18 protein-coding genes and 1 other RNA gene are annotated in these 19,415 nt (G+C 68.1%); 13 read left to right on the top strand and 6 right to left on the bottom strand.

Annotated elements, in window-relative coordinates; genetic code table 11:
* The first annotated feature begins 25 nt into the window (after window positions 1–25).
* Both ACMTAK_RS35095 and ACMTAK_RS35100 read left to right on the top strand, forming a co-directional pair.
* Complete coding sequence (locus ACMTAK_RS35095; RefSeq protein ID WP_413813090.1) at window positions 26–769, top strand: zinc ribbon domain-containing protein; 744 nt, start codon at window positions 26–28, stop codon at window positions 767–769.
* Between the two features lie 4 nt (window positions 770–773).
* Window positions 774–1,949: a bifunctional RNase H/acid phosphatase gene (locus ACMTAK_RS35100; protein ID WP_413809890.1), complete on the top strand. Its 1,176-nt coding sequence runs from the start codon at window positions 774–776 to the stop codon at window positions 1,947–1,949.
* Window positions 1,950–2,044: 95 nt separating this feature from the next.
* Here the strand turns inward: ACMTAK_RS35100 and eda are convergent, their stop codons facing one another.
* The 4 genes from eda to ACMTAK_RS35120 form a co-directional block, all read right to left on the bottom strand.
* The gene (gene eda / locus ACMTAK_RS35105; protein WP_413813091.1) at window positions 2,045–2,704 is read right to left on the bottom strand and encodes a bifunctional 4-hydroxy-2-oxoglutarate aldolase/2-dehydro-3-deoxy-phosphogluconate aldolase; all 660 of its coding nucleotides are present in this window, start codon (window positions 2,702–2,704) and stop codon (window positions 2,045–2,047) included.
* Window positions 2,705–2,831: 127 nt separating this feature from the next.
* Window positions 2,832–3,635, bottom strand: a complete 804-nt coding sequence (gene yaaA, locus ACMTAK_RS35110) for a peroxide stress protein YaaA (protein ID WP_413809891.1) — start codon at window positions 3,633–3,635, stop codon at window positions 2,832–2,834.
* 207 nt (window positions 3,636–3,842) lie between these two features.
* A complete protein-coding gene (locus tag ACMTAK_RS35115) occupies window positions 3,843–5,519 on the bottom strand; it encodes a glycoside hydrolase family 13 protein (protein WP_413809892.1) in 1,677 nt (558 codons plus the stop codon).
* On the bottom strand, window positions 5,516–6,013 hold the full coding sequence (locus ACMTAK_RS35120; protein WP_413809893.1) for an ABC transporter permease subunit: 498 nt from the start codon (window positions 6,011–6,013) through the stop codon (window positions 5,516–5,518). The genes ACMTAK_RS35115 and ACMTAK_RS35120 overlap by 4 nt, the downstream gene beginning before the upstream one ends.
* A gap of 192 nt (window positions 6,014–6,205) precedes the next feature.
* On the opposite strand from ACMTAK_RS35120, the gene ACMTAK_RS35125 reads away from it, so the two are divergent.
* The 4 genes from ACMTAK_RS35125 (at window position 6,206) to ACMTAK_RS35140 (ending at window position 8,927) form a co-directional block, all read left to right on the top strand.
* Entirely contained in the window at window positions 6,206–7,381 is a 1,176-nt protein-coding gene (locus ACMTAK_RS35125) for a LacI family DNA-binding transcriptional regulator (protein WP_413809894.1), read from the top strand.
* Window positions 7,382–7,466: 85 nt separating this feature from the next.
* An RNA gene (gene rnpB / locus ACMTAK_RS35130) (RNase P RNA component class A) lies at window positions 7,467–7,872 on the top strand.
* 243 nt (window positions 7,873–8,115) lie between these two features.
* On the top strand, window positions 8,116–8,277 hold the full coding sequence (locus ACMTAK_RS35135) for a hypothetical protein (protein ID WP_413809895.1): 162 nt from the start codon (window positions 8,116–8,118) through the stop codon (window positions 8,275–8,277).
* A gap of 239 nt (window positions 8,278–8,516) precedes the next feature.
* A complete protein-coding gene (locus ACMTAK_RS35140; protein WP_413809896.1) occupies window positions 8,517–8,927 on the top strand; it encodes a MerR family transcriptional regulator in 411 nt (136 codons plus the stop codon).
* Window positions 8,928–9,015: 88 nt separating this feature from the next.
* Here ACMTAK_RS35140 and ACMTAK_RS35145 read toward each other — a convergent pair whose 3' ends face one another.
* Complete coding sequence (locus ACMTAK_RS35145; protein ID WP_413809897.1) at window positions 9,016–9,552, bottom strand: redoxin domain-containing protein; 537 nt, start codon at window positions 9,550–9,552, stop codon at window positions 9,016–9,018.
* Window positions 9,553–10,086: 534 nt separating this feature from the next.
* On the opposite strand from ACMTAK_RS35145, the gene ACMTAK_RS35150 reads away from it, so the two are divergent.
* Both ACMTAK_RS35150 and aroH read left to right on the top strand, forming a co-directional pair.
* Window positions 10,087–11,313, top strand: coding sequence for an MFS transporter (locus tag ACMTAK_RS35150; RefSeq protein WP_413809898.1), 1,227 nt, complete (start codon window positions 10,087–10,089; stop codon window positions 11,311–11,313).
* 272 nt (window positions 11,314–11,585) lie between these two features.
* Entirely contained in the window at window positions 11,586–12,008 is a 423-nt protein-coding gene (gene aroH, locus ACMTAK_RS35155) for a chorismate mutase (RefSeq protein ID WP_413809899.1), read from the top strand.
* Between the two features lie 58 nt (window positions 12,009–12,066).
* Here aroH and ACMTAK_RS35160 read toward each other — a convergent pair whose 3' ends face one another.
* Window positions 12,067–12,798, bottom strand: coding sequence for a response regulator transcription factor (locus ACMTAK_RS35160; RefSeq protein WP_413809900.1), 732 nt, complete (start codon window positions 12,796–12,798; stop codon window positions 12,067–12,069).
* Between the two features lie 769 nt (window positions 12,799–13,567).
* Here ACMTAK_RS35160 and ACMTAK_RS35165 point away from each other — a divergent pair.
* The 5 genes from ACMTAK_RS35165 (at window position 13,568) to ACMTAK_RS35185 (ending at window position 19,303) form a co-directional block, all read left to right on the top strand.
* Complete coding sequence (locus ACMTAK_RS35165; RefSeq protein WP_413809901.1) at window positions 13,568–14,911, top strand: FAD-binding oxidoreductase; 1,344 nt, start codon at window positions 13,568–13,570, stop codon at window positions 14,909–14,911.
* Between the two features lie 53 nt (window positions 14,912–14,964).
* Window positions 14,965–15,948: a methionyl-tRNA formyltransferase gene (locus tag ACMTAK_RS35170; protein WP_413809902.1), complete on the top strand. Its 984-nt coding sequence runs from the start codon at window positions 14,965–14,967 to the stop codon at window positions 15,946–15,948.
* Complete coding sequence (locus tag ACMTAK_RS35175) at window positions 15,945–16,505, top strand: flavin reductase family protein (protein WP_413809903.1); 561 nt, start codon at window positions 15,945–15,947, stop codon at window positions 16,503–16,505. Before ACMTAK_RS35170 ends, ACMTAK_RS35175 begins: the two co-directional genes overlap by 4 nt.
* A 48-nt stretch (window positions 16,506–16,553) precedes the next feature.
* Window positions 16,554–17,897 carry a cation:proton antiporter gene (locus tag ACMTAK_RS35180; RefSeq protein ID WP_413809904.1) on the top strand — a complete coding sequence of 448 codons (1,344 nt, stop codon included), beginning with the start codon at window positions 16,554–16,556 and terminating at the stop codon, window positions 17,895–17,897.
* A 104-nt stretch (window positions 17,898–18,001) separates the two neighbouring features.
* Window positions 18,002–19,303 carry an NAD(P)/FAD-dependent oxidoreductase gene (locus ACMTAK_RS35185; RefSeq protein ID WP_413809905.1) on the top strand — a complete coding sequence of 434 codons (1,302 nt, stop codon included), beginning with the start codon at window positions 18,002–18,004 and terminating at the stop codon, window positions 19,301–19,303.
* Window positions 19,304–19,415 lie beyond the last annotated feature (112 nt).

The following is a 19,415-nucleotide window of genomic DNA, read 5'->3' on the forward strand; positions in this document are numbered from 1 at the left end:
CACTCGACTCCCCTGGAGCCCCACGCTGAATGCCGCGCCCGCCGATCAGATCCGCCTCCTCGACGTCCAGGCGCTCGACGTCCGGCTGTCGCAGCTCGCGCACAAGCGCAGGACGCTGCCCGAGCACGCCGAGATCGAGAGGCTGAACGCCGATCACACCCAGCTGCGCGACCTGCTCATCGCCGCGCAGACCGAGGAGAGCGACACCGCCCGCGAGCAGACCAAGGCGGAGCAGGACGTGGAGCAGGTGCGCCAGCGCGCCGCCCGCGACCAGAAGCGCCTGGACTCCGGGGCCGTCACCTCGCCGAAGGACCTGGAGAACCTCCAGCACGAGATCGCCTCCCTCGCCAAGCGCCAGGGCGACCTGGAGGACATCGTCCTGGAGGTCATGGAGCGCCGGGAGTCCGTCCAGGAGCGGGCCGCCGAGCTGACCGAGCGGGTGGGGTCCCTCCAGTCGAAGATCGGTGACGCCACCGCGCGCCGGGACGCGGCGGCCGAGGGGATCGACGCCGAGATCGCGGCCGTCACCAAGGAGCGCGAGGTGATCGCCGGGACCATCCCCGCCGATCTGCTGAAGCTCTACGACAAGCTGCGCCAGCAGCAGGGCGGCGTCGGCGCGGCCCGGCTCTACCAGCGGAGCTGCGACGGCTGCCGCCAGGAGCTCGCCATCACCGAGCTCAACGAGGTGCGCTCGGCGGCCCCCGACACGGTGCTGCGCTGCGAGAACTGCCGCCGGATCCTGGTCCGTACGCCCGAGTCGGGGCTGTAGGCCGATGGCGCGGCGCTTCATCGTCGAGGCGGACGGCGGGTCCCGGGGCAACCCCGGGCCGGCCGGCTACGGCGCCCTCGTGCGCGACGCCGAGACCGGTGAGACGCTCGCCGAGGTGGCCGAGTACCTGGGCACCGCGACCAACAACGTGGCCGAGTACAAGGGCCTGATCGCCGGGTTGCGGGCGGCGTACGCCCTGGACCCGGCGGCCGAGGTCCGGGTGCGGATGGACTCCAAGCTGGTCATCGAGCAGATGTCGGGCCGCTGGAAGATCAAGCACCCCGATATGCGGCCGCTCGCCGCCGAGGCCCAGGGGATCGTCCCGCCCGGCCAGGTGAGTTACGAGTGGATCCCGCGCGAGAACAACAAGCACGCGGACCGGCTCGCCAACGAGGCGATGGACGCGGGCAAGCGGGGCGAGCGGTGGCGGCCGAAGGTGCCGCCCGGCGGCACGCTGGCGCCGGGCGCGCCGGAGGCCGCCGCACCCGCCGACGACGCCCTCGCCGAGCCCGCCGCCACGGGCGCTCCGGCGGTGGGCTGGGGCTCGGCGGATCTGGGCACCCCCGCCACGTTCGTCCTGCTCCGGCACGGGGAGACCCCGCTCACCCCCGAGAAGCGCTTCTCGGGCAGTGGCGGCACCGACCCGGCACTCTCCGACGTGGGCCGCCACCAGGCCGAGCGGGTGGCGGCGGCGCTCGCCGCACGCGGCACCATCCAGGCCGTCGTCGCCTCACCGCTGCGGCGCTGCCGGGAGACCGCCGAGGTGGTGGCCCGCCGCCTGGGCCTGGACGTCCGTGTCGAAGAGGGGCTGCGGGAGACGGACTTCGGCGCCTGGGAGGGCCTGACCTTCGCGGAGGTCAAGGAGCGCTACCCGGACGACCTGGACGCATGGCTGGCCTCCACGGAGGTGGCCCCCACCGGCGGCGGCGAGAGCTTCGCGACGGTCACCCGCCGGGTCGCGCTCGCCCGCGACAAGCTGATCGCCCGTTACCCGGCCCGTACGGTGCTGCTGGTCACCCATGTCACCCCGATCAAGACCCTGGTCCGGCTGGCCCTGGGCGCCCCGCCGGAGTCCCTGTTCCGCATGGAGCTCTCGGCGGCCTCGCTGACGGCGGTGGCGTACTACGGGGACGGGAACGCCTCGTTGCGGCTGCTGAACGAGACGGCGCATCTGCGGTAGGGGCTGACCGCGGTGGCGGTCACGGTGCCGGTTGTGGCGGTTCTGTCACGGTGCCGGTCGCGGCGGTTCTGTCACGGTGCCGGTTGTGGCCGCCGTCACCGCCGCAGCGCCGCCGCCTCCCGGGCCAGCGACTCGACCCGGGCCCAGTCGCCCGCCTCCAGCGCGTCCGGTGGCAGCATCCAAGTGCCGCCCACGCAGCCGACGTTGGGGAGCGACAGATATCCGAGGGCGTTCGAGGCGTTGACCCCGCCCGTCGGGCAGAAGCGGGCCCGGGGGAGCGGCGAGGCGAGCGCCTTCAGATACGCGGTGCCCCCGGCCGCCTCCGCCGGGAAGAACTTCATCTCCTCGACCCCGCGTTCCAGCAGCGCCACGACCTCCGAGGTGGTCGACACCCCCGGCAGATACGGCAGCCCGGACGCGTCCAGCGCCCCCAGCAGCCGGTCCGTCCAGCCGGGCGTGACCAGGAAGCGCGACCCGGCGGCGACGGCCGTCTCCAGCTGCTCCTGGGTCAGGACCGTACCGGCGCCGACGACCGCGTCCGGGACCTCGTCGGCGATCGCCCGGATCGCGTCCGCGGCGGCGGGCGTCCGGAAGGTCACCTCGATCGCGGGCAGCCCGCCCGCCACCAGCGCACGGGCCATCGGAACCGCGTCGGCCACGTCATGGACGATGACGACGGGGATGACGGGGGCGAGGTCGAGCAGCGAGGAATCCGGGGAACCGGGGGAGGGCGCGGTGCTAGTCACGGCGCCCATCCTGCCCGTGGGGCGGCGCACTGCGCAATGGTGGTTGCGCATGTCGCAACGAACGCCTAGAGGGCGGCGGGACCGGGCGCCCCAGCCCGGAACGGGCGGCCGACCCACACACCGCCCGAGTACGGGCCTACACCTCCGTCACCACCACATCCAGCCCCCACGCCCGCCCCGCCCGCTCCGGCGGCGCCGACTCCACCACGTACCCCAGCCCGCGCAGCGCGTCCACCAGCTCCCCGGGGTCGTCCGGTTCGGCGCCCGCGGTCAGCAGGTCCCGTACCATCCGGCCCTTCGTCGCCTTGTTGAAGTGGCTGACGACGGACCGCTTCTCGACCCCGTTCACGATCTTCGACTGGAGCACCCGCACCGTCGCCGTCCGCTCCGCGACCGCCCCCTTGGGCTTCCACGCCGCCGCGTACGCCGCCGAGCGCAGGTCCAGCACCAGCCCGTCCCCGGCGGCCTCCGGAAGCACCTCGGCCATCGGGGTCCGGGTCCGCCAGTACGTGCCGAGCGCGCCGAGCCCCGGGAGCTTCACGCCCATCGAGCAGCGGTAGGAGGGGATACGGTCGTCGATCCGTACGGCGCCCCACAGCCCGGAGAAGACCAGCAGCGACCGCCCCGCCCGGCGACGGGCGGGGGCGGGCAGCGTGGCCAGCCCGAGCGCGTCGTACAGCACACCGGTGTAGATCTCCCCGGCGGGCCGCGCCGCGGCCTCCCGCAGCGCCGCGTTCTTGGCGATCTCGCCGCGCAGCCCCTCGCTGAGCCCCAGCGCCTCCGCGGCCTTCGCCTCGTCACCCGAGCAGAGCGACACCAGCTCATCCAGCACCTCCGCCCGCGCCCCGCCCAGGCCCGGCAGCGACAGCGATCCCAGGTCCAGCGGGGACCCGGCGCCTCCTGTGGCCTTTCCCTCGGACGGCGGCAGCAGGACGAGCACGGTCTCTCCTCGAAGGTCGAATGGTCGTCGGCGACGGGGCGCGGGGCGGGCCCGGAAAACCCGGACCCGCCCCGCCCCGCAGCCTACGGCCAACCGCTGCGGGGTGTCCGGCGGGTGGCAGGGCTCCGCCACTGCGGACCCCGGGGTCTGGGGCGGAGCCCCAGTTGCGGGAAGGGGCGGGTAGGGGAAAGCAGCCCGCCGCAGGCGTCACGACCCGTCGGACACCCCCTGGCGCAGCCAGACCGTCGTCCGCGCGGGCACCCGGTCCCCGTCGAGCGGACCGCTGGCCAGCACCACCTCCAGGCCCTCCGGCAGCGGCACCGGAACCGCCGACAGATTGCTGAGGCTGTGCCAGCCGGTGGAGCGCCGGAAGTGCAGCACCCCCGCGCTCAGCTCATCCACCGAGCCGACCCACTCCACGCCCTCGTCGCCGCCCAGCGCGCGGCGCAGCCGCAGCGCCTCCCGGTACAGCTCCAGCGTGGAGCCCGCCACCCCGTTCTGCGCCTCGGCCGACAGCTCGCCGAAGTACTCCGGCTGCGGCAGCCAGGAGCCCCCCGCGCCGAAGCCGAACGACGGGCCGGACCGCGTCCACGGCAGCGGCACCCGGCAGCCGTCACGGCCCTTGATCCGCCGGCCGCTGCGCTCCCAAGTCGGGTCCTGGAGCGCCTCCCGGGGCAGCTCGGCCACCTCCGGCAGGCCCAGCTCCTCGCCCTGGTACAGATACGACGACCCAGGCAGCGCGAGCATCAGCAGCGTCGCGGCACGTGCCCGGCGCAGCCCCAGCTCCCGGTCGGCCTCCGGCTCCCGGCCGTCGGCGAGCAGCCACGCCTCCCGTCCCGCCCGGCTCAGCTCGTCGGGGAGCGCCAGCCGGGTGGCGTGCCGGATCACATCGTGGTTGGAGAGCACCCAGGTGGCCGAGGCACCGGCCGTACGGGCGTCGTGCAGCGCGCTGTCGATGGCGGTGTGCAGCGCGGGCGCGGACAGCGGGGTGTAGAGGAAGTCGAAGTTGAACGCCTGGCCCAGTTCGTCGGGGCTGGCGTACGGCGTGCGGCGGGAGTTGCGGACCCATGCCTCGGCGACGGCGATCCGCGGCGGCTCGTACTCGTCCATCACCTTGCGCCACGCGCGGAAGATGCCGTGCACCTCATCGCGGTCCCACAGCGGATGGCTGCCGTCCTCGGGCAGCTCGTCCGGGTCGTAGCTCCGTACGTCCCCGATGTCGCGCAGCGGTTCGGCCAGATCCTTGGCCAGGCCGTGGGCCACGTCGACGCGGAAGCCCGCCACGCCGCGGTCGGACCAGAAGCGCAGCGTGGTGAGGAAGTCGGCGCGCACCTCCGGGTGGTCCCAGTTCAGGTCCGGCTGCTCGGGCGCGAACAGGTGCAGATACCACTGCCCGTCGGGCAGCCGGGTCCACGCCGGGCCGCCGAAGCAGGAGATCCAGTCGGTGGGCGGGAGCGAGCCGTCCGGGCCGCGACCGTCGCGGAACACGTACCGCTCCCGGGCGGCGGAGCCGGGCGCCGAGCGCAGCGCCTCCTGGAACCACGCGTGGTCGCTGGAGGTGTGGTTGGGCACGATGTCGACCATGACCTTCAGCCCGAGCCGGTCCGCCTCGGCGACCATCCGGTCGAAGTCGTCCAGGGTGCCGAGGCGCGGGTCGACATCGCGGTAGTCGGCCACGTCGTAGCCGCCGTCGGCGAGCGCGGACGGATAGAACGGGCTCAGCCAGACGCAGTCCACGCCGAGGTCGGCGAGGTACGGCAACCGGGAGGTGATACCGGGCAGATCGCCGATGCCGTCCGCGTTGGAGTCGGCGAAGCTGCGGGGGTAGATCTGGTAGAAGACGGCCTGCCGCCACCAGTTGGGGTCCGAGGGCTGAAGGGTCACGTGGTCCTCGCGGTGATGGGACGATACGGATGCGAATGCGAATCGGTGAGGGCCATCAGGAACTCCGCCCAGGTGGCGAACACCCCGGCCGTGAACAGCCCCGGCCGCGCCGGCGGAAGGATGACGGAGACCACCGTGCGCAGCGGATTCGCGCCGTCCACCGTGGCCGCCTCCTCCAGCGCCCGTGCCACCCCGAGCAGATAGTTGTGCAGGATCCAGATGGAGAAGGGCAGATTGAACGCGACGTAGGGGACACGGCACGCTGTGCGGGTTCGTAGGCGACGGTGACAACTCCGGAGCGGCCGGAGCCTCCGGGTCCTCCGGAGCCTCCAGACCCTCCGGAGCGGCCGGAGCTTCCGGATCGGCCGAGCACACCGCCGCCCGCGTCGGCGAGGAATTCGGTGACGACGCTTGGTCCCGCACGCGGTGGTGAGACCGGCGGTCATGGCGAGGCTGCCAGCGCTTGCAAGCGGCGTTCTGCGGCTCAGAACCATGCGCCCGCCTCTCGTTCCCGTCAGGGCTGCCTCTCTGACAGCGTTTGCAAGCTAGGCGGGGGCGATAAGGAGTGTCAACGGTCCGGTCAGCGGAAAATCAAGGATCGTGGGGCTACGGCTGAGTGACAGCGTTGCCAGAATCCACCGGACGGTGCCTGCCGAGGAAGGAGGGCCGCGTGCTACCGTCCCGCCATGTCCGCAGCTTCCGACAGACCCGCCGGTGTGACCGGACCGGCGACCCCGGACAGCGCTGTCACCGGCGTCCCGTGCGGCGTCCCGGGTCAACAACCGGCCGGTGCCGACGGCCACCGGGGCGAGGCCACGATGGCCGACGTCGCCGAGCGCGCGGGCGTCTCCGTCTCCACGGTCTCCCGGACCCTGCGCGGACTGTCCAGCGTGTCCCCGCAGACCCGCGACCGGGTCGAAAAGGCCGCCCGCGAGCTGTCGTTCGCCATCTCGCGCAGCGCCTCCAGTCTGGTCACCGGCAAGACGCGGCGGATCGCCGTGCTCACCCCGCACCTGGATTCGTGGTTCCTCGGCAACACCATCGCCGGGGTGAGCGGGGTGCTGCGCGAGGCCGAGCTCGACCTGCTCGTCTACAGCGTCACGGACCTGGCCGAACGCGGCGCGTTCTTCGACCGGCTGCCCGCCCGGCGCAACGCCGACGCGATGCTGGTGACCTGCTTCGACCTGACCCCGGAGGAACGGGCCCGGTTGGACGCACTCGGCATGCCCGTGGTCTTCGTCAGCCAGCATGTCCCCGGGCGGCCCAGCGTGTACATCGACGACGTGGACGGCGCCCAGCGCGGCATGCGCCATCTGCTCAACCTCGGCCACCGCCGTATCGCCTTCCTCCAGTCCAGCGACGACACCGGCTTCTACTGGAGCTCCAAGGAACGGCTCACCGGCTACCGCAAGACGCTGGAGGAGGCCGGGCTGCCGTACGACGAGGAGCTGGTCCTCTACCCCGTCGCCCGGCACCGCCGCGGCATCCGCGAGGCCGTCGGCCACCTGCTGAGCCTGCGCAACCCGCCCACCGCCGTCTTCGCCGAGTCCGACGAGGTGGCGATCGAGGTGATGGGGGTCCTGCGCTCCTCCGGCGTCGACGTCCCCGGCCGGATGTCCGTACTCGGCTTCGACGACCACCACCTCGCCGAATGGCTCGACCTCACGACCGTCGCCCAGCCGGTCGAGGACATCGGCCGCGCCGCCGCGGAACTGGCCCGCTCGATCATCGATGCCCCGGAGGCCGACCCCACCCGCCACGTGGTCTTCCCCACCCGAGTCATCCCCCGGGGCAGCACGGCCCCACCGACCCCGCCCACGGCGGGAGCCCAGGCGGATCCACCCCACCCGCGCAACCCCTGACGATGCCCCCAGGCCCCAGATCCCCGGCCCGACCGGCCCGACCGGGGGCCGCCCGTCCGCCGGGTATCATGGTCAACACGGCGGACGAGCCGGCCGGGCGGTCGCGTCGGGGTCCTTCAGGGCCCCGCCGAGGAACGTCCGGGCTCCACACGGCAAGGTGGTGGGTAACGCCCACCCGGGGTGACCCGCGGGACAGTGCCACAGAAAACAGACCGCCGGACGCCGCGAGGCGACCGGTAAGGGTGAAACGGTGGTGTAAGAGACCACCAGCGTCCGGGGTGACTCGGACGGCTCGGTAAACCCCACCTGGAGCAAGGTCAAGAGGAGCCGCCGCACGGCGGCTCTGCGCGGACGATCGAGGGCTGCCCGCCCGAGTCCGCGGGTAGACCGCACGAGACCGGCGGCAACGTCGGTCCTAGATGGATGGCCGCCTCCCCGAGGGCCGCGAGGCCCCCGGGAGACAGAACCCGGCGTACAGGCCGACTCGTCCGCCTTCAAGGCCCTGACCAGGGAATATGCCCTGTCCGGGGTGCTCGGCCAGGCCGCCGCACTTCTCTCTTCTACCTGGGGCTCCCGGGACTTCCCGCGCGGGTGTGCACTCGTTGTGCACTGGGTCCGCTTGCCCGCGCCCCTGTCCAGCTCGCTGGGCGGGGGGCTTTGACATGCTCGGAGATCACCGCCCGCCCCGCGACTCTCTCGCGGCTCCGGACGGCATGCGCAGGCTGTCGCGGCGGGTGGCCAACGACGAGGCCGCGTTGCTGGAACTGATCGCGGATGTCCTCGCGCTGAGCGAGGAAGAGCCGGTGGCACCACTCGGCAAAGCCTCAGAGGATCACTTCAAACCGTCACCGGTGGATCGAGGCTTGGCCCAAGATGTGCAATACCGGTCACTCTGATGTTCTGTGGTCGTTGGGTGGGGTGTGCCAAGGCTCGGACAGGTGGAGTTGTCGGCAGACGAGCGCTTGGCGGATCGGCTCGCCCTTGGGGGCTGACCCGAGCGTTTCCGCCGGAGGACCGCCTACCGAGTGGCCTGAAGTCGAGTCGGCCACATGACACCGTTGCCCGGTGGGCAGCACAAGCTGGACCATGACATCGAGAGCCTTGCCGCAAGACCGTCGCCGTGAATGGAGTTGTCGTGCAGATCGGAGAGTTGTCCGAACGCACTGGGGTCAGCCGCCGGTCCATCCGCTACTACGAACAAAAGGGGCTGTTACAGGCGCAGCGGAGCGACAAGGGGTGGCGTGAGTACGACCACCTTGCGATCAACCGCGTGCTGAATGTGCGGGAGCTCCTGAAGTCCGGACTCACCGTGGAGGACATCCAGCGGGTCGCTCCCTGCCTGGACATGGATGTCACCGACTTCATGTCGTGCAGCAACGCCGATCACGCTGTGTCGATGTATGAAGAGCGACTGGCGGTGATCGACGAGAAGATGGCGATGCTGAAGCGGCACCGGGAGCAGCTCCTCCAGCGTATCGCCACGCTCAGGACGCAGGCAGGAGCGGATCAATTCGGGGAGTTGCTGAAGCAGGCCCAGGGCGTGTGAATGGCCTGTCGGCCCCCGGGATTCCGACCACCTGGCGCAGGTCCGGTCATCACGGGGGCCGAGTACGCCGTCTCCGTATGGGTGAGGATCAGACGTCGCCGCGAGCGGGGTAGGCGTTCGAGATGACGAAGTTCATGCCCTCGATCAGCTCGTCCAGCGGGGGGCGCCCGAAGGGCATGTTCGTGATGGCGGCGTAGTACAGCTCCTGGTCCGGTTTGACCAGGAAGAGTCCGGGTTCGCTGAAGTGCTGGGGTTCGTGTTCATTCGCGGCGGCCGACACGAAGAGACCCCACTCCCGCATCGCGGACACCCGTAACCCATAACCGACGGGAACCTTCCGCAGACCCCACTCGGATTGGGCCCGCTCGGCTCGCTGTCGCGAATCCGCGCTGACGGCGACCGGATGGACACCCATCTCCATCAGCTCGTCAACGCGACTCTCCAGCCGGGACAGTTGCCCCCGGCACGCCGGACAGTGCAGACCGCGATAGAAGACGATCATGGTGAAGTTACGCGGGGAATTCTGGTCCGTCAGACTCCAGGTTCCGCCCTCGGCCAGCGGCACGGAGAGGTCCGGGGCCTTCGACCGCGGGCGAGGAGGAGCGGGCACAGGTGTGATGCTCACGCGAATGATTCCTTCCAAGGGTCGGCGATGTTGTGCGCTCATTCGTGCTCATTGTCGTGCGCTCGCGAGCCCGGGAACGTGGGTAGACACGTAGGCACTCGGACACTCGAACGAGAAGACGCATCGAAATTCTGAAATGCGCGAACTCGAAAACGGCATCTGAATGCGACTTCTGCGGGTTTGCGCCATCACACCTGACCACTCCGCTCGCTGGGCTGTCAACTGAGGGGGACTGGTCTCGGATTCACCGCTGACGGCTCCTCGGGGACGGGTGACTCAAGCTCTCCGGCGCTGCTGCTTGACCTTGACACCAGTGTCACCACCTAGCGTGTGTCCACGTCCAGGGCAGCACGGCATTTCTCCAGCCGACCGGCTGAACGCGTCATCGTCGAGGTCCGGACATATGCGTCCGGATGGGCGGTGCCGCGACGCGACCATGTCCACACCGCCACAGGAATCAGTTCAGGCGATGAGCGAGGGTAAGCCCTCATTCCGGCATGGAGCTCAACGTATGCGAGGTGGAGGTTACCCACTATGAAACGCAGCCTTCCCAGCTGGCTGTTCGTGCTCTTCATGACACTGCTGGCCACGGCAACCGATGAATTCATCATCGCGGGCGTTCTCAAGACCGTCGCGGCGGATCTCGATGTCAGCGTCTCCGCCGCGGGTCAGTTGGTCACGGTGTTCGCCGTGGTGTACGCAGTGGGAGCGCCGACACTGGCCGTGATTTTCGAACGCTTCCCCAAGCGGCTCGTGATGATCGCGGGTTTGGCGGTCTTCGTACTGGCCAATGCCTCGGCCGCGGTCGCTCCGGGCTACTGGTTCCTCATGGCCGCTCGGGTCCTTGCCGCGCTGGCGGCGGCCATCGTCACCTCGGCGGCCTTCACGACGACGGCGATGGGCGCCCCCGAGGGCATGCAGGGGCGGTACTTGGGTGTCGTCACAGCCGGTATGACGGCGGCTCTGTTCACCGGCGTACCTGTCGGATCCTGGCTCGGCGGGGCGTTCGGCTGGCGCGCCACCTTCTGGCTGATTGCCGGGGTCGGTACGGTCGCGGCAATCGGGTTGGCGGTCACGGCACCTAAGATCGCGGGCAGCACTCCCGCCCCACTGAGGGAACGTCTCGGTCCGCTGCGCGATATGGCGGTTCTGCGCCTGGTGACCGTCACGTTCCTGGCCGCCAGCGGTGGCCTGATGTTCTACACCTACCTCGGTGAGTTCACCGCCGCGGTGGCGCACGGTTCCTACGGACTGCTGTCGGTCATGCTCTTCATCGTGGGTGTCGCGGGTCTGGCCGGAGCACTGCTGGCCGGCCGTGCCGCGGACGGCATGGGACCGCGACGGAGCCTGCGCCTGGTGATCGGAGGGCACGCCGTGGCCCTGGGGCTTCTCGCGGTGCTCGGTTTCAGCGGTATCGAGAGCACCATCGTGCTCGGCGCCGTCGTCGCCTTCTGGTCCGTGTTCGCCTGGGGGCTCAACCCGCCGATCCAGGGCAGCATCCTGGGCGCGGCCGGCCCCCAGGTCGGCATGACGGCCCTCGCTCTCAACATCAGCGGCCTCTACCTCGGCACCGGTGTGGCCGGCGCGGTCGGAGGAGCCATCATCAGCGTCTCGGACGTCACCTACGTTCCCGTGGCGGCCGCCGTGCTGATGGGTCTGTCCTTCCTGCTTACGCCGGGTCGCGCACCCTCCGAAGCGGCCGCCCAACCGTCGTCCGACCAGGTTGGCGATGTGAGCGCGTCGCAGACCGCCGGTGCCTGAGGTTCCCCGGTTCCCGGCGCCGACCGGGGAAGAGCGGCTGCTGGTGCGGAGACCCGTGCCCGGCCGTTCTCCCCGGCGGTGCCCCGGTGTCCCTGGTGATCTCCCCGTCCAGCTCCCGGAGGCGCCGATCGGCCTGCCCACATGGGTATACCGAACGCATGGTGTGGACCCGGCACGATGTAGCAGCCCTATTGGGTCTGGAGCGGTGAGCGCGGTATACGGGAGACTCATCCGACTGGACGGGTGACGGGCCAGAACCAGAGGCGGAATCAATGCGGGACAGTGCCGTTACCGTGCGAGCGATCCGCGGTGCGACTCAGGTCGATGTGGATGAAGCGTGGGAGATACGCAGGGCCACGAGGGAACTCCTCGCGGCGGTGTTCGAGGAAAACGATCTACAGCCCGAATCCGTGATCAGTATCTTCTTCACTGCCACTCCGGATATCGTCAGCGATTTCCCCGCACTCGCCGCGCATGAATACGGGCTCGCCGATGTCCCCATGATATGCGCGACGGAGATGAACGTGCCGGACGTGATGCCACGAGTCATCAGGGTCCTGGCACATGTGATATCCGACCGGCCGCGTTCGGCCCTCCGTCACCCGTATCTGCGAGGCGCGGCCGCCATCAGGCCGGAGGCGGTACTGGAGAAACGGAAGCGTTCAGGGAACATCGGCAGGAACGTGACGCTGTGAGCAACACAACGCCACGCCGCAGCACCCTCCAACTCGTCAGGGAACGGCGGGACCGCGGTCAGCTGGCATGTGCGGACGCCGCCCGGTAGACCAGCCCTTCCCGCAGCGCCTTCGCCACCGCCGACGTACGGTTCGGCGAATTGAGCTTTGCCAGGATGTTCGTGACCAGGCGCTTGATGCTGTGCTGCGAAAGGCGCAGCCGGCTCGCGATCTGCTTGTTGCTCAGCCCGTCAACGAGCAGGACCAGGACCTCTTGCTCTCTCGGCGTCAGATGGATCGGCACCTGGTCCGAGCCGGCCGAATAGGGTTTGCTCGCGCGCTTCAGAAGCTTCTTCGTCAGTTCGTGCGGCATGGGGACCTCGCCGACGACCATGCGCCGCAGAGCGTCACCGAGGGACTCGGCGCACAGCTCATGTTCGGACAGAAAACCGTGCGCGGGCGCGGCGGCGATGTACGACACGCACTCATCGGGTACGCCGTTGAGGAGCAGTAGTGTCTTACTGTCCTCCGGTAAGCGGGCGATGAAGACGGACGGTGCTTCATCGAGTTCCTTGATCGGAACGATGAATATGTCGATGTTCGCCCCGGCGGCGGCCGCGAGCTCCGCAGCCCCTTCGTAGATGGTGAATGAGTCCACAAAAGGAATTCGCTGTAGCAGCTGTTCAAGACCCAGTCGACGGAACTCGTTCTCGCTGGATACCGCTACGGAAATATTCGTGATCATCGGCGCGTCTCCCATCGCTTTCGTTTTTGTGTGAGGCGGATTGATCGGGAACTGCTCAGTGATCACGCGGCCGCGACTGACCGTGGCGACGGCGTGATGAGTCAGCGATCTTGGTCTACGCCCTGGAGAGGTGCGCCGCGCCGGATTCGTTGAAGATTCAACTGTGATATACGGTCACACTGCGGGCCCCTAGGCAGTGATCGGCGCGTGGCGCTACCGGCATGTGCCCATGACGGGCACCCCCCCCGTGGCCTTCACCTCCCCCGTCCGGCCAACGCGATGGGCCTTCGCGTTGGCACGGTACAGGTACCCGCGGCTATGTGCGCTACGGAATTTCGACACTTTGTCGGTCGGTATCGGCCCCGGTTGGTCACTGCCCTGCATGCTCACGGCCCATGCGTATCTCCGATTTCCGTTACCCAGCCCATCTCATGGCCACCGAAAAGGTCCCATGGAGCAGTGGTTCATCATAAGGATGCCTATCCGCTCAATAGCCGTATATTCCATGCCATGCCGGGCATATGCCCGCAGCCTGTCCGTGTGCGCCAGATGGGGCGCCCATTCGGGGAACCCCGTCTGTCGGATCCCGGGACAACCTTCGGGTAACCCTTCGGGGCTTACGCGCAACCTGTGACAGTCGGCAACATCGGGGCCATTGATTCGGACACCCCCAAGGCCGGGACGCTGCAAGGTGAGGTACGGCATGACCATTCCGCCAATTGATCTCGACAGCTCGGAAAGCGGCGAGGTGGACGGAATGGCGCGCACTCTTGACGCCGCCCGCCGGATCGTAGGTCCCAACGCAGTGTGCGAACCGGCGGCCGGAAACGTGGGAATGTACAGCTCCCGAACCGTGTACGGTGAAATCCGGCCGTCGACCGTTGAACAGGTTCAGCGACTGGTCGAGCTTTTCGATTCACCCGAAGTACCCTGCGGACTCCACGTTGTCAGTACCGGACACAACTGGGGGCTGGGGTCTCGGGAGCCCGCGCTCGACCATGCCGTCACCTTGCATCTCGGCGAACTCGACGAGATCCGCGGCATCGACGTCGACAAGGGCTGGGCGGTCATCGAACCGGGCGTCACCCAGGGACAGCTCGCCGAACGGCTCACCGGCACCCGGCGCATGCTCAATGTGACGGCCTCCTCCGCACACACCAGCGTGATCGGAAACGGCCTGGACAGAGGAGTGGGGCTCCGTCAGCAGCGTGTCGACGACCTGGTGGGCCTTGAGGTGGTCATCCCCAGCGGGCAATTGATCCATGTGGGCTGGTGGCCGGAGGACGATCGGTCCACGGCCGTGTATCCCCACGGACTCGGGCCGTCACTCCTCCCGCTCTTCTCACAGTCCAATCTTGGAGTGATCACCGCGGCGGCCGTCCGTCTGCTCCCCAGGCCCGAGGCCCAGCGGACGATCAGGCTCAGCTTCAGCCGGGACCAGCTGGTCGGGGCAGTCGACGAGATGCGCCGATGGGTCGCGCACGGGTTGGTGGGCGGTGTGCTGAAGATCTACGACGAGGTCTCCGCCGAGTTCTACGGAGGGAAGGTCGGGGAGTTCTTGGCGCATCTGTGCGTTGACGGCACCTCCGGCTCAGTCGATCTGCTCTCCGAGGTGATCGCCGGGGAAGCGGCCGCCAGCGGTCTGTTCTCCGAGATCACCCGCTCGGACCGCTCCCCGGCCGATGACGATGTGGTCGTGAAGATGGTCGAGAGTGCCTACTCCGGTGACCCGAGCTACAACGACGCGATGCTCCAGGCCACTTTGGGACAGCCGGCCCACCGGGTGGACGCGGAGGGATTGGGCTGGCTGTTCTTCCTCCCCATGATTCCGTTCTCCGGGGAGGCCGTCGCCCACGCGCACGCACTGCTCACGGTCATTCACGCGGAGACCGGAGTACGCGCCGGCTGTACCGTCAACGCGCTCAGCAGTGACCTCATCGACTTCGTCGTCACCATCAGATTCCAGCGCGACCCGGCCGAAGCGGAGCGTGCGCACCGTGCGCTGGACCGTGCCTACGCGCTCTTCTCCGAAGCCGGGTTCATCCCTTACCGCCTCGATGTCGACCATACGAAGTGGATCAACAGGCTGAGTCCCGACGCGGGGGCGCGAGAGGTCGCCCGGCGTCTGAAGACCTCGATAGACCCGAATTCGGCCATCGCGCCCGGCAGGTACGCCTAACGGCGAAGCCACACTCAGCAAGCCCGAGCAACCGCTGAAAATGGGGGGTAGAAGTGCCGACGAAGCGTATTCGCGTCGTCCTGTTCTCGGAGGTGAACTCCAAACTGGGAGCACCGTTCCTGGAGGTGCTTGCGGCCCATCCGCAGGTCGACCTGGTGGGCGTGGTGACCTCCCGGCCAGGCCGGCTCTGTTCCTATTTCGTGGACGATCCGCAGCAGGTGGACCTCGTGGCACAGGCCGAGAGGCTGGCGATCAGAGTGTTCCGGCCCGCGAAGGTCAACTCTCCCGAATCGCTGGATGACTTGCGCTCCCTGGCGGCCGACTACTTCATCGTGGGGAACTACCAGCAGATCCTCAAAGAGGAACTGCTGGATCTGCCCAAGGTTACCTCCGTCAACTTCCACCCGAGCCCGCTCCCTCGTTATGCGGGGCTGGCGCCGTTCTACTGGATGGTGCGCCACGGGGAGCGGTTCGGGGCGGTGTCAGCCATCGAGATCACCCCTGGTATCGATGCCGGCCCCCTTCTCATGCAGAAGCCGATGCCGCTCACCGGGCAGGAGACCGCGCTCAAACTCCGCACGGCCCAGGAACAGCTCAACATCAGGATGCTTCAAGAGCTGATACCGCAACTCGTCGACCGAACCTTCGCCAGAACACCTCAGGACGAGGCGCTGCGCTCATATTTCGGGCGCCCCACCGACGAGGATTACCTGCTCGACTTCACCCGGGACGCGGAGTCGGTGCGCAGAGCGGTCCGGGCCGGCTATCGCCATCCCGGCGCCTACACCATCGGGGCGGACGGGGCACGGACGGTTATCTTGAGGGTGGCCGTCTCCGGCCGTAACTGCCGCGCTTCGCTCGAATCGCCCGGGACGGTACGACGTTCGGACACCGGCCTGTTCATCGCGTCGCGGGACGACTGGCTGCAGGTCATCAGCATTGAGCGCGACGGGGTGGAAGTACTCATCGGCGATTACGAGTCGGCCATGCCGCACGGCGCGGTGCTCGGAGACGCAGGGCTGCTGGTATCCGCATGACCGTCGGGCGCGCGTTCACGCCTCCCAGAGGGAACAGCATGGTTGACAGCTTCCCCGACCAGGACGCGCTGAGAAATGTTCTGGGCCATTTCACCACCGGAGTCACGGTCGTCACCACCATGACGGCCGTCGGACCGATCGGCATGACGGCGAACTCGTTCAGTTCGGTGTCACTCGATCCTCCGTTGGTCCTCTTCTCGGTATCCAGGGCATCGCAGCTCTGCACTCATTTGACAAAGACGGGAAGCTTCGCGGTCAACATCCTCAACGCCGAGCAGCAGAATCTGTCCCGACAGTTCTCGCGCCCCGGCCTGCATCGGTTCGGTGGCATGTCATGGACCCGCTGGATGACCGGGGCGCCGATTCTGCCGGATGTCCTCGCCGTCATCGAATGCGTGGTCACGGACATCCATGAGGGTGGCGACCACTTCATCACGGTGGGCAGGGTCGTCGAGGCCGGGCTGAGAGCCGCGGAGGAGAGAAGGCCGCTCATCTTCTTTCGGGGGGCCTATCGCGAGTTGTCCCGCGCCGACGAGCGGCCCAGCCGACTGGAGTAGTCCATCACAACCCAACGGGGAGAGTGCGTCTTGTTACAGCATGCTCAGTTGGCCCTCGCCAAGGATGAGAACCTGGAGCTCACGCTCAAGGTTCTCCCGGCGATCGTGGTCATTCTCGCCGCCTCCGCTCTGTGCGGGCGCCTGGCACTGCTGGTCAAACAGCCCCGGGTCCTCGGAGAGATGGTCGCCGGCGTGCTGCTCGGACCGACTTTCTTCGGCGCCCTGTTTCCCGGCGTGCAAAAGAATGTCTTCGCCCCCGAGGTGACACCGGTGCTCTATGTGCTGAGTACTATCGGCCTCACTCTGTTCATGTTCCTGGTCGGGGCGGGACTCGACCACGAAGGCGACGGAGAAGGGAAGTCCGTCCGCCAGGCCGGAGCGCTCGCCATCTCGGGTATCGTCCCGTCGCTGCTGCTCGGCGTCGGCGCGGGCTATCTTCTGCACGACAGGTTGTCCCGGTCCGACGTCGGTGCGTTCGAGTTCGCGCTGTTCATCGGAGGTGCCCTCTCCATCACCGCGTTCCCCATGCTCGCGCGCATCCTGTACGAGCGCGGACTGGAGAACTCGCGGCTGGGCAGGATGACGCTGCTGGGAGCCTCCATCGACGACGCGGCCGCCTGGTGTTTCCTCGCGCTTCTCTCCGCGATGCACGCCAACGCCGGGGCCGGACAGGCGCTGCGTACCATCGGCCTGTCCCTGGTTTTCGTTCTGGTCATGCTCTTGGTGGTGCGCAAGATCCTGCAGCCGCTCGGAAACCGAGTGGAGCGGACGGGGACATTGGGGTTCGACCAGATGTACCTGGTCCTCGGCGTCGTGCTCCTATCCGGCTACTGCACCGACTACATCGGGATCTACTCGGTGTTCGGGGGATTCATCGCCGGTCTCTCCATGCCGCGGAACCCGGCTTTTCGTGAAGCGCTGCACAGCCGAATGATGGACCTGGTCTGTGTCCTGCTGCTCCCCATATTCTTTGCTTTCTCCGGGCTCAATACCCAGCTGGCCGGTGTGACCGGATGGTTCATGATCGCCTCATTCATCCTGGTGCTCGCCGCAGGATTCATCGGAAAGTACTTCGGGTGTGGACTCGCGATGCGAGCGGTTGGCTTCTCCTGGCGCGAGTCATGGGCCGTCGGCGGGTTGATGAATGCCAGGGGGCTCATGATCCTCATCTTCATCAATATAGGGCTGGCCCAGGGAATCATCAGCCAGGATGTGTTCTCCATGCTGGTTCTGGTGGCCGTCCTCACCACCGCCGCCGCCATGCCGCTGTACCGGCTCGCATTGCCGGAGCAGTTGGAAGCCGGTCTCTCTCCGGAAGCGGAAGCGCGGCGCACTGGCGCGGCCGAAGGAACGCCGGGCGACAAGGAATTGATATCGCTCGACTCGAAGTAGGACTCGAAACAGAAGGCGTACACCGGTACCTCGGTCCGCTGCGACGGATGACGGCGGGCTCATCGGGGAAGACAGCCGGCTCATCGGGAAGGAAGGCAGAAGGTATGAGTGAGATCCTGCGTGAAGAATTCGATGTCGTGATCATCGGCGGCGGGCCGGCCGGTGCAACGGCCGCAGCGGAAATCGCCAGAGAGGGGCGTTCGGTTCTTCTGCTGGAAAAGACCCCGTTTCCGCGGTTCCATATAGGTGAGTCGCTTCTGCCTTATATGGCGGGACTGCTGGAGCAGATGGGGCTCCTCGAAGAGTTCCGTGGCAACGGGTACGTCCCCAAGTGCGGCGCCGAGTTCACCGACAGCATCGGCATGTTCCGGCGCGTCTCGTTCGAGGACCAGGGGCCGGGGCGCCATCACAGTACGTTCCAGGTCGAGCGTGCCCACTTCGACAACGCGCTGCTCCAACACGCCCGTGCGGCTGGTGCTCAGGTACTGAACCCCGCCACCGCCGATGAACTCCTCATCGAAGACGGACGCGTGGTCGGGGTCCGCTACCGGTACGAGGGGCGCACTCATGAAGTCCGCGTACGGTATCTGGTCGACTCCAGCGGTCGCAGTGGCAAGATCGCTCAGGCCTTCGGCCTGCGCCGCAGCGTCGACCAGCTCCGCATGGTCGCCCTCTACCGTCACTTCACGGGGCTCAGCGAGTCCGCGAACCCCGGCGAGCAGGGCGACATCCAGATTGGCAACCACGATGACGGCTGGGTGTGGGCCATCCCCGTATGGGAGGACACGATCAGCATCGGCACGGTGATGCACCGGGACACCTTCCGCAAGGGCGAGCCCGAGAAGATCTTCGATGACCACCGGAGCCGGATTCCGCGTATCGCCCAGCGGCTGCGCGGCACACGGCCCGCCACGAAGATCCGTATCGAGACGGACTACTGCTATCTCTCCGAACAGCTGGCGGGCCCGGGGTGGTTCATGGTCGGTGACGCCGGCTGCTTCGTCGACCCGATCTTCTCGGGCGGCGTCTATCTCGCCATGGTGACCGGCAGGGAGGCCGGCCGGAACATCGTCGCCGCGCTGGAGAACCCTGGTCGGATCGAGCAGTTGCAGGCCTCGTACGAGAGCTTCTACAAGACTGGATACGACACCTACTTCCGGCTCATCCACGGCTTCTACGACTTCAAGTTCAACTTCGGCGAGTACCGCAGTCAGCTCCCGGAGTACATCGAGGAGCGGCAGGTGTCGCTGCTGCTGGCCGGCGACTTCTGGAGCCAGGGCAACGCGTTGGCACGGCATCTGCGGGACGAGCGGCGCTGGGACACCTTCGCCCCCTTCGAATACTTCTATGGCTGTCCCGTCTACCCGAACCTGGAACTCCTGGAAAGGGTCGATACCGGTGTGTGACCGCTCATGACCGGTCCTTACCTTCCGTGACCGGTCGGGAACCATGCCTGGGCGGACGGCAGCCGCCCGTCTGCGAGACCGGCAGCTTCTCGCACAGTGTTCCGATGTGCGG

The organism is Streptomyces lacaronensis (assembly GCF_047337785.1).
GTDB classification, from domain to species: Bacteria; Actinomycetota; Actinomycetes; order Streptomycetales; family Streptomycetaceae; genus Streptomyces; species Streptomyces lycopersici.

What these genes read in the sequence shown, in the direction of transcription:
- ACMTAK_RS35100 (WP_413809890.1), top strand. Translation starts at nt 774, where the DNA reads ATGGCGCGGCGCTTCATCGTCGAGGCGGACGGCGGGTCCCGGGGCAAC.
- eda (WP_413813091.1), bottom strand. Translation starts at nt 2,704, where the DNA reads ATGGGCGCCGTGACTAGCACCGCGCCCTCCCCCGGTTCCCCGGATTCC.
- ACMTAK_RS35120 (WP_413809893.1), bottom strand. Translation starts at nt 6,013, where the DNA reads ATGGTTCTGAGCCGCAGAACGCCGCTTGCAAGCGCTGGCAGCCTCGCC.
- ACMTAK_RS35125 (WP_413809894.1), top strand. Translation starts at nt 6,206, where the DNA reads ATGTCCGCAGCTTCCGACAGACCCGCCGGTGTGACCGGACCGGCGACC.
- ACMTAK_RS35150 (WP_413809898.1), top strand. Translation starts at nt 10,087, where the DNA reads ATGAAACGCAGCCTTCCCAGCTGGCTGTTCGTGCTCTTCATGACACTG.
- aroH (WP_413809899.1), top strand. Translation starts at nt 11,586, where the DNA reads ATGCGGGACAGTGCCGTTACCGTGCGAGCGATCCGCGGTGCGACTCAG.
- ACMTAK_RS35165 (WP_413809901.1), top strand. Translation starts at nt 13,568, where the DNA reads ATGTACAGCTCCCGAACCGTGTACGGTGAAATCCGGCCGTCGACCGTT.
- ACMTAK_RS35175 (WP_413809903.1), top strand. Translation starts at nt 15,945, where the DNA reads ATGACCGTCGGGCGCGCGTTCACGCCTCCCAGAGGGAACAGCATGGTT.
- ACMTAK_RS35185 (WP_413809905.1), top strand. Translation starts at nt 18,002, where the DNA reads ATGAGTGAGATCCTGCGTGAAGAATTCGATGTCGTGATCATCGGCGGC.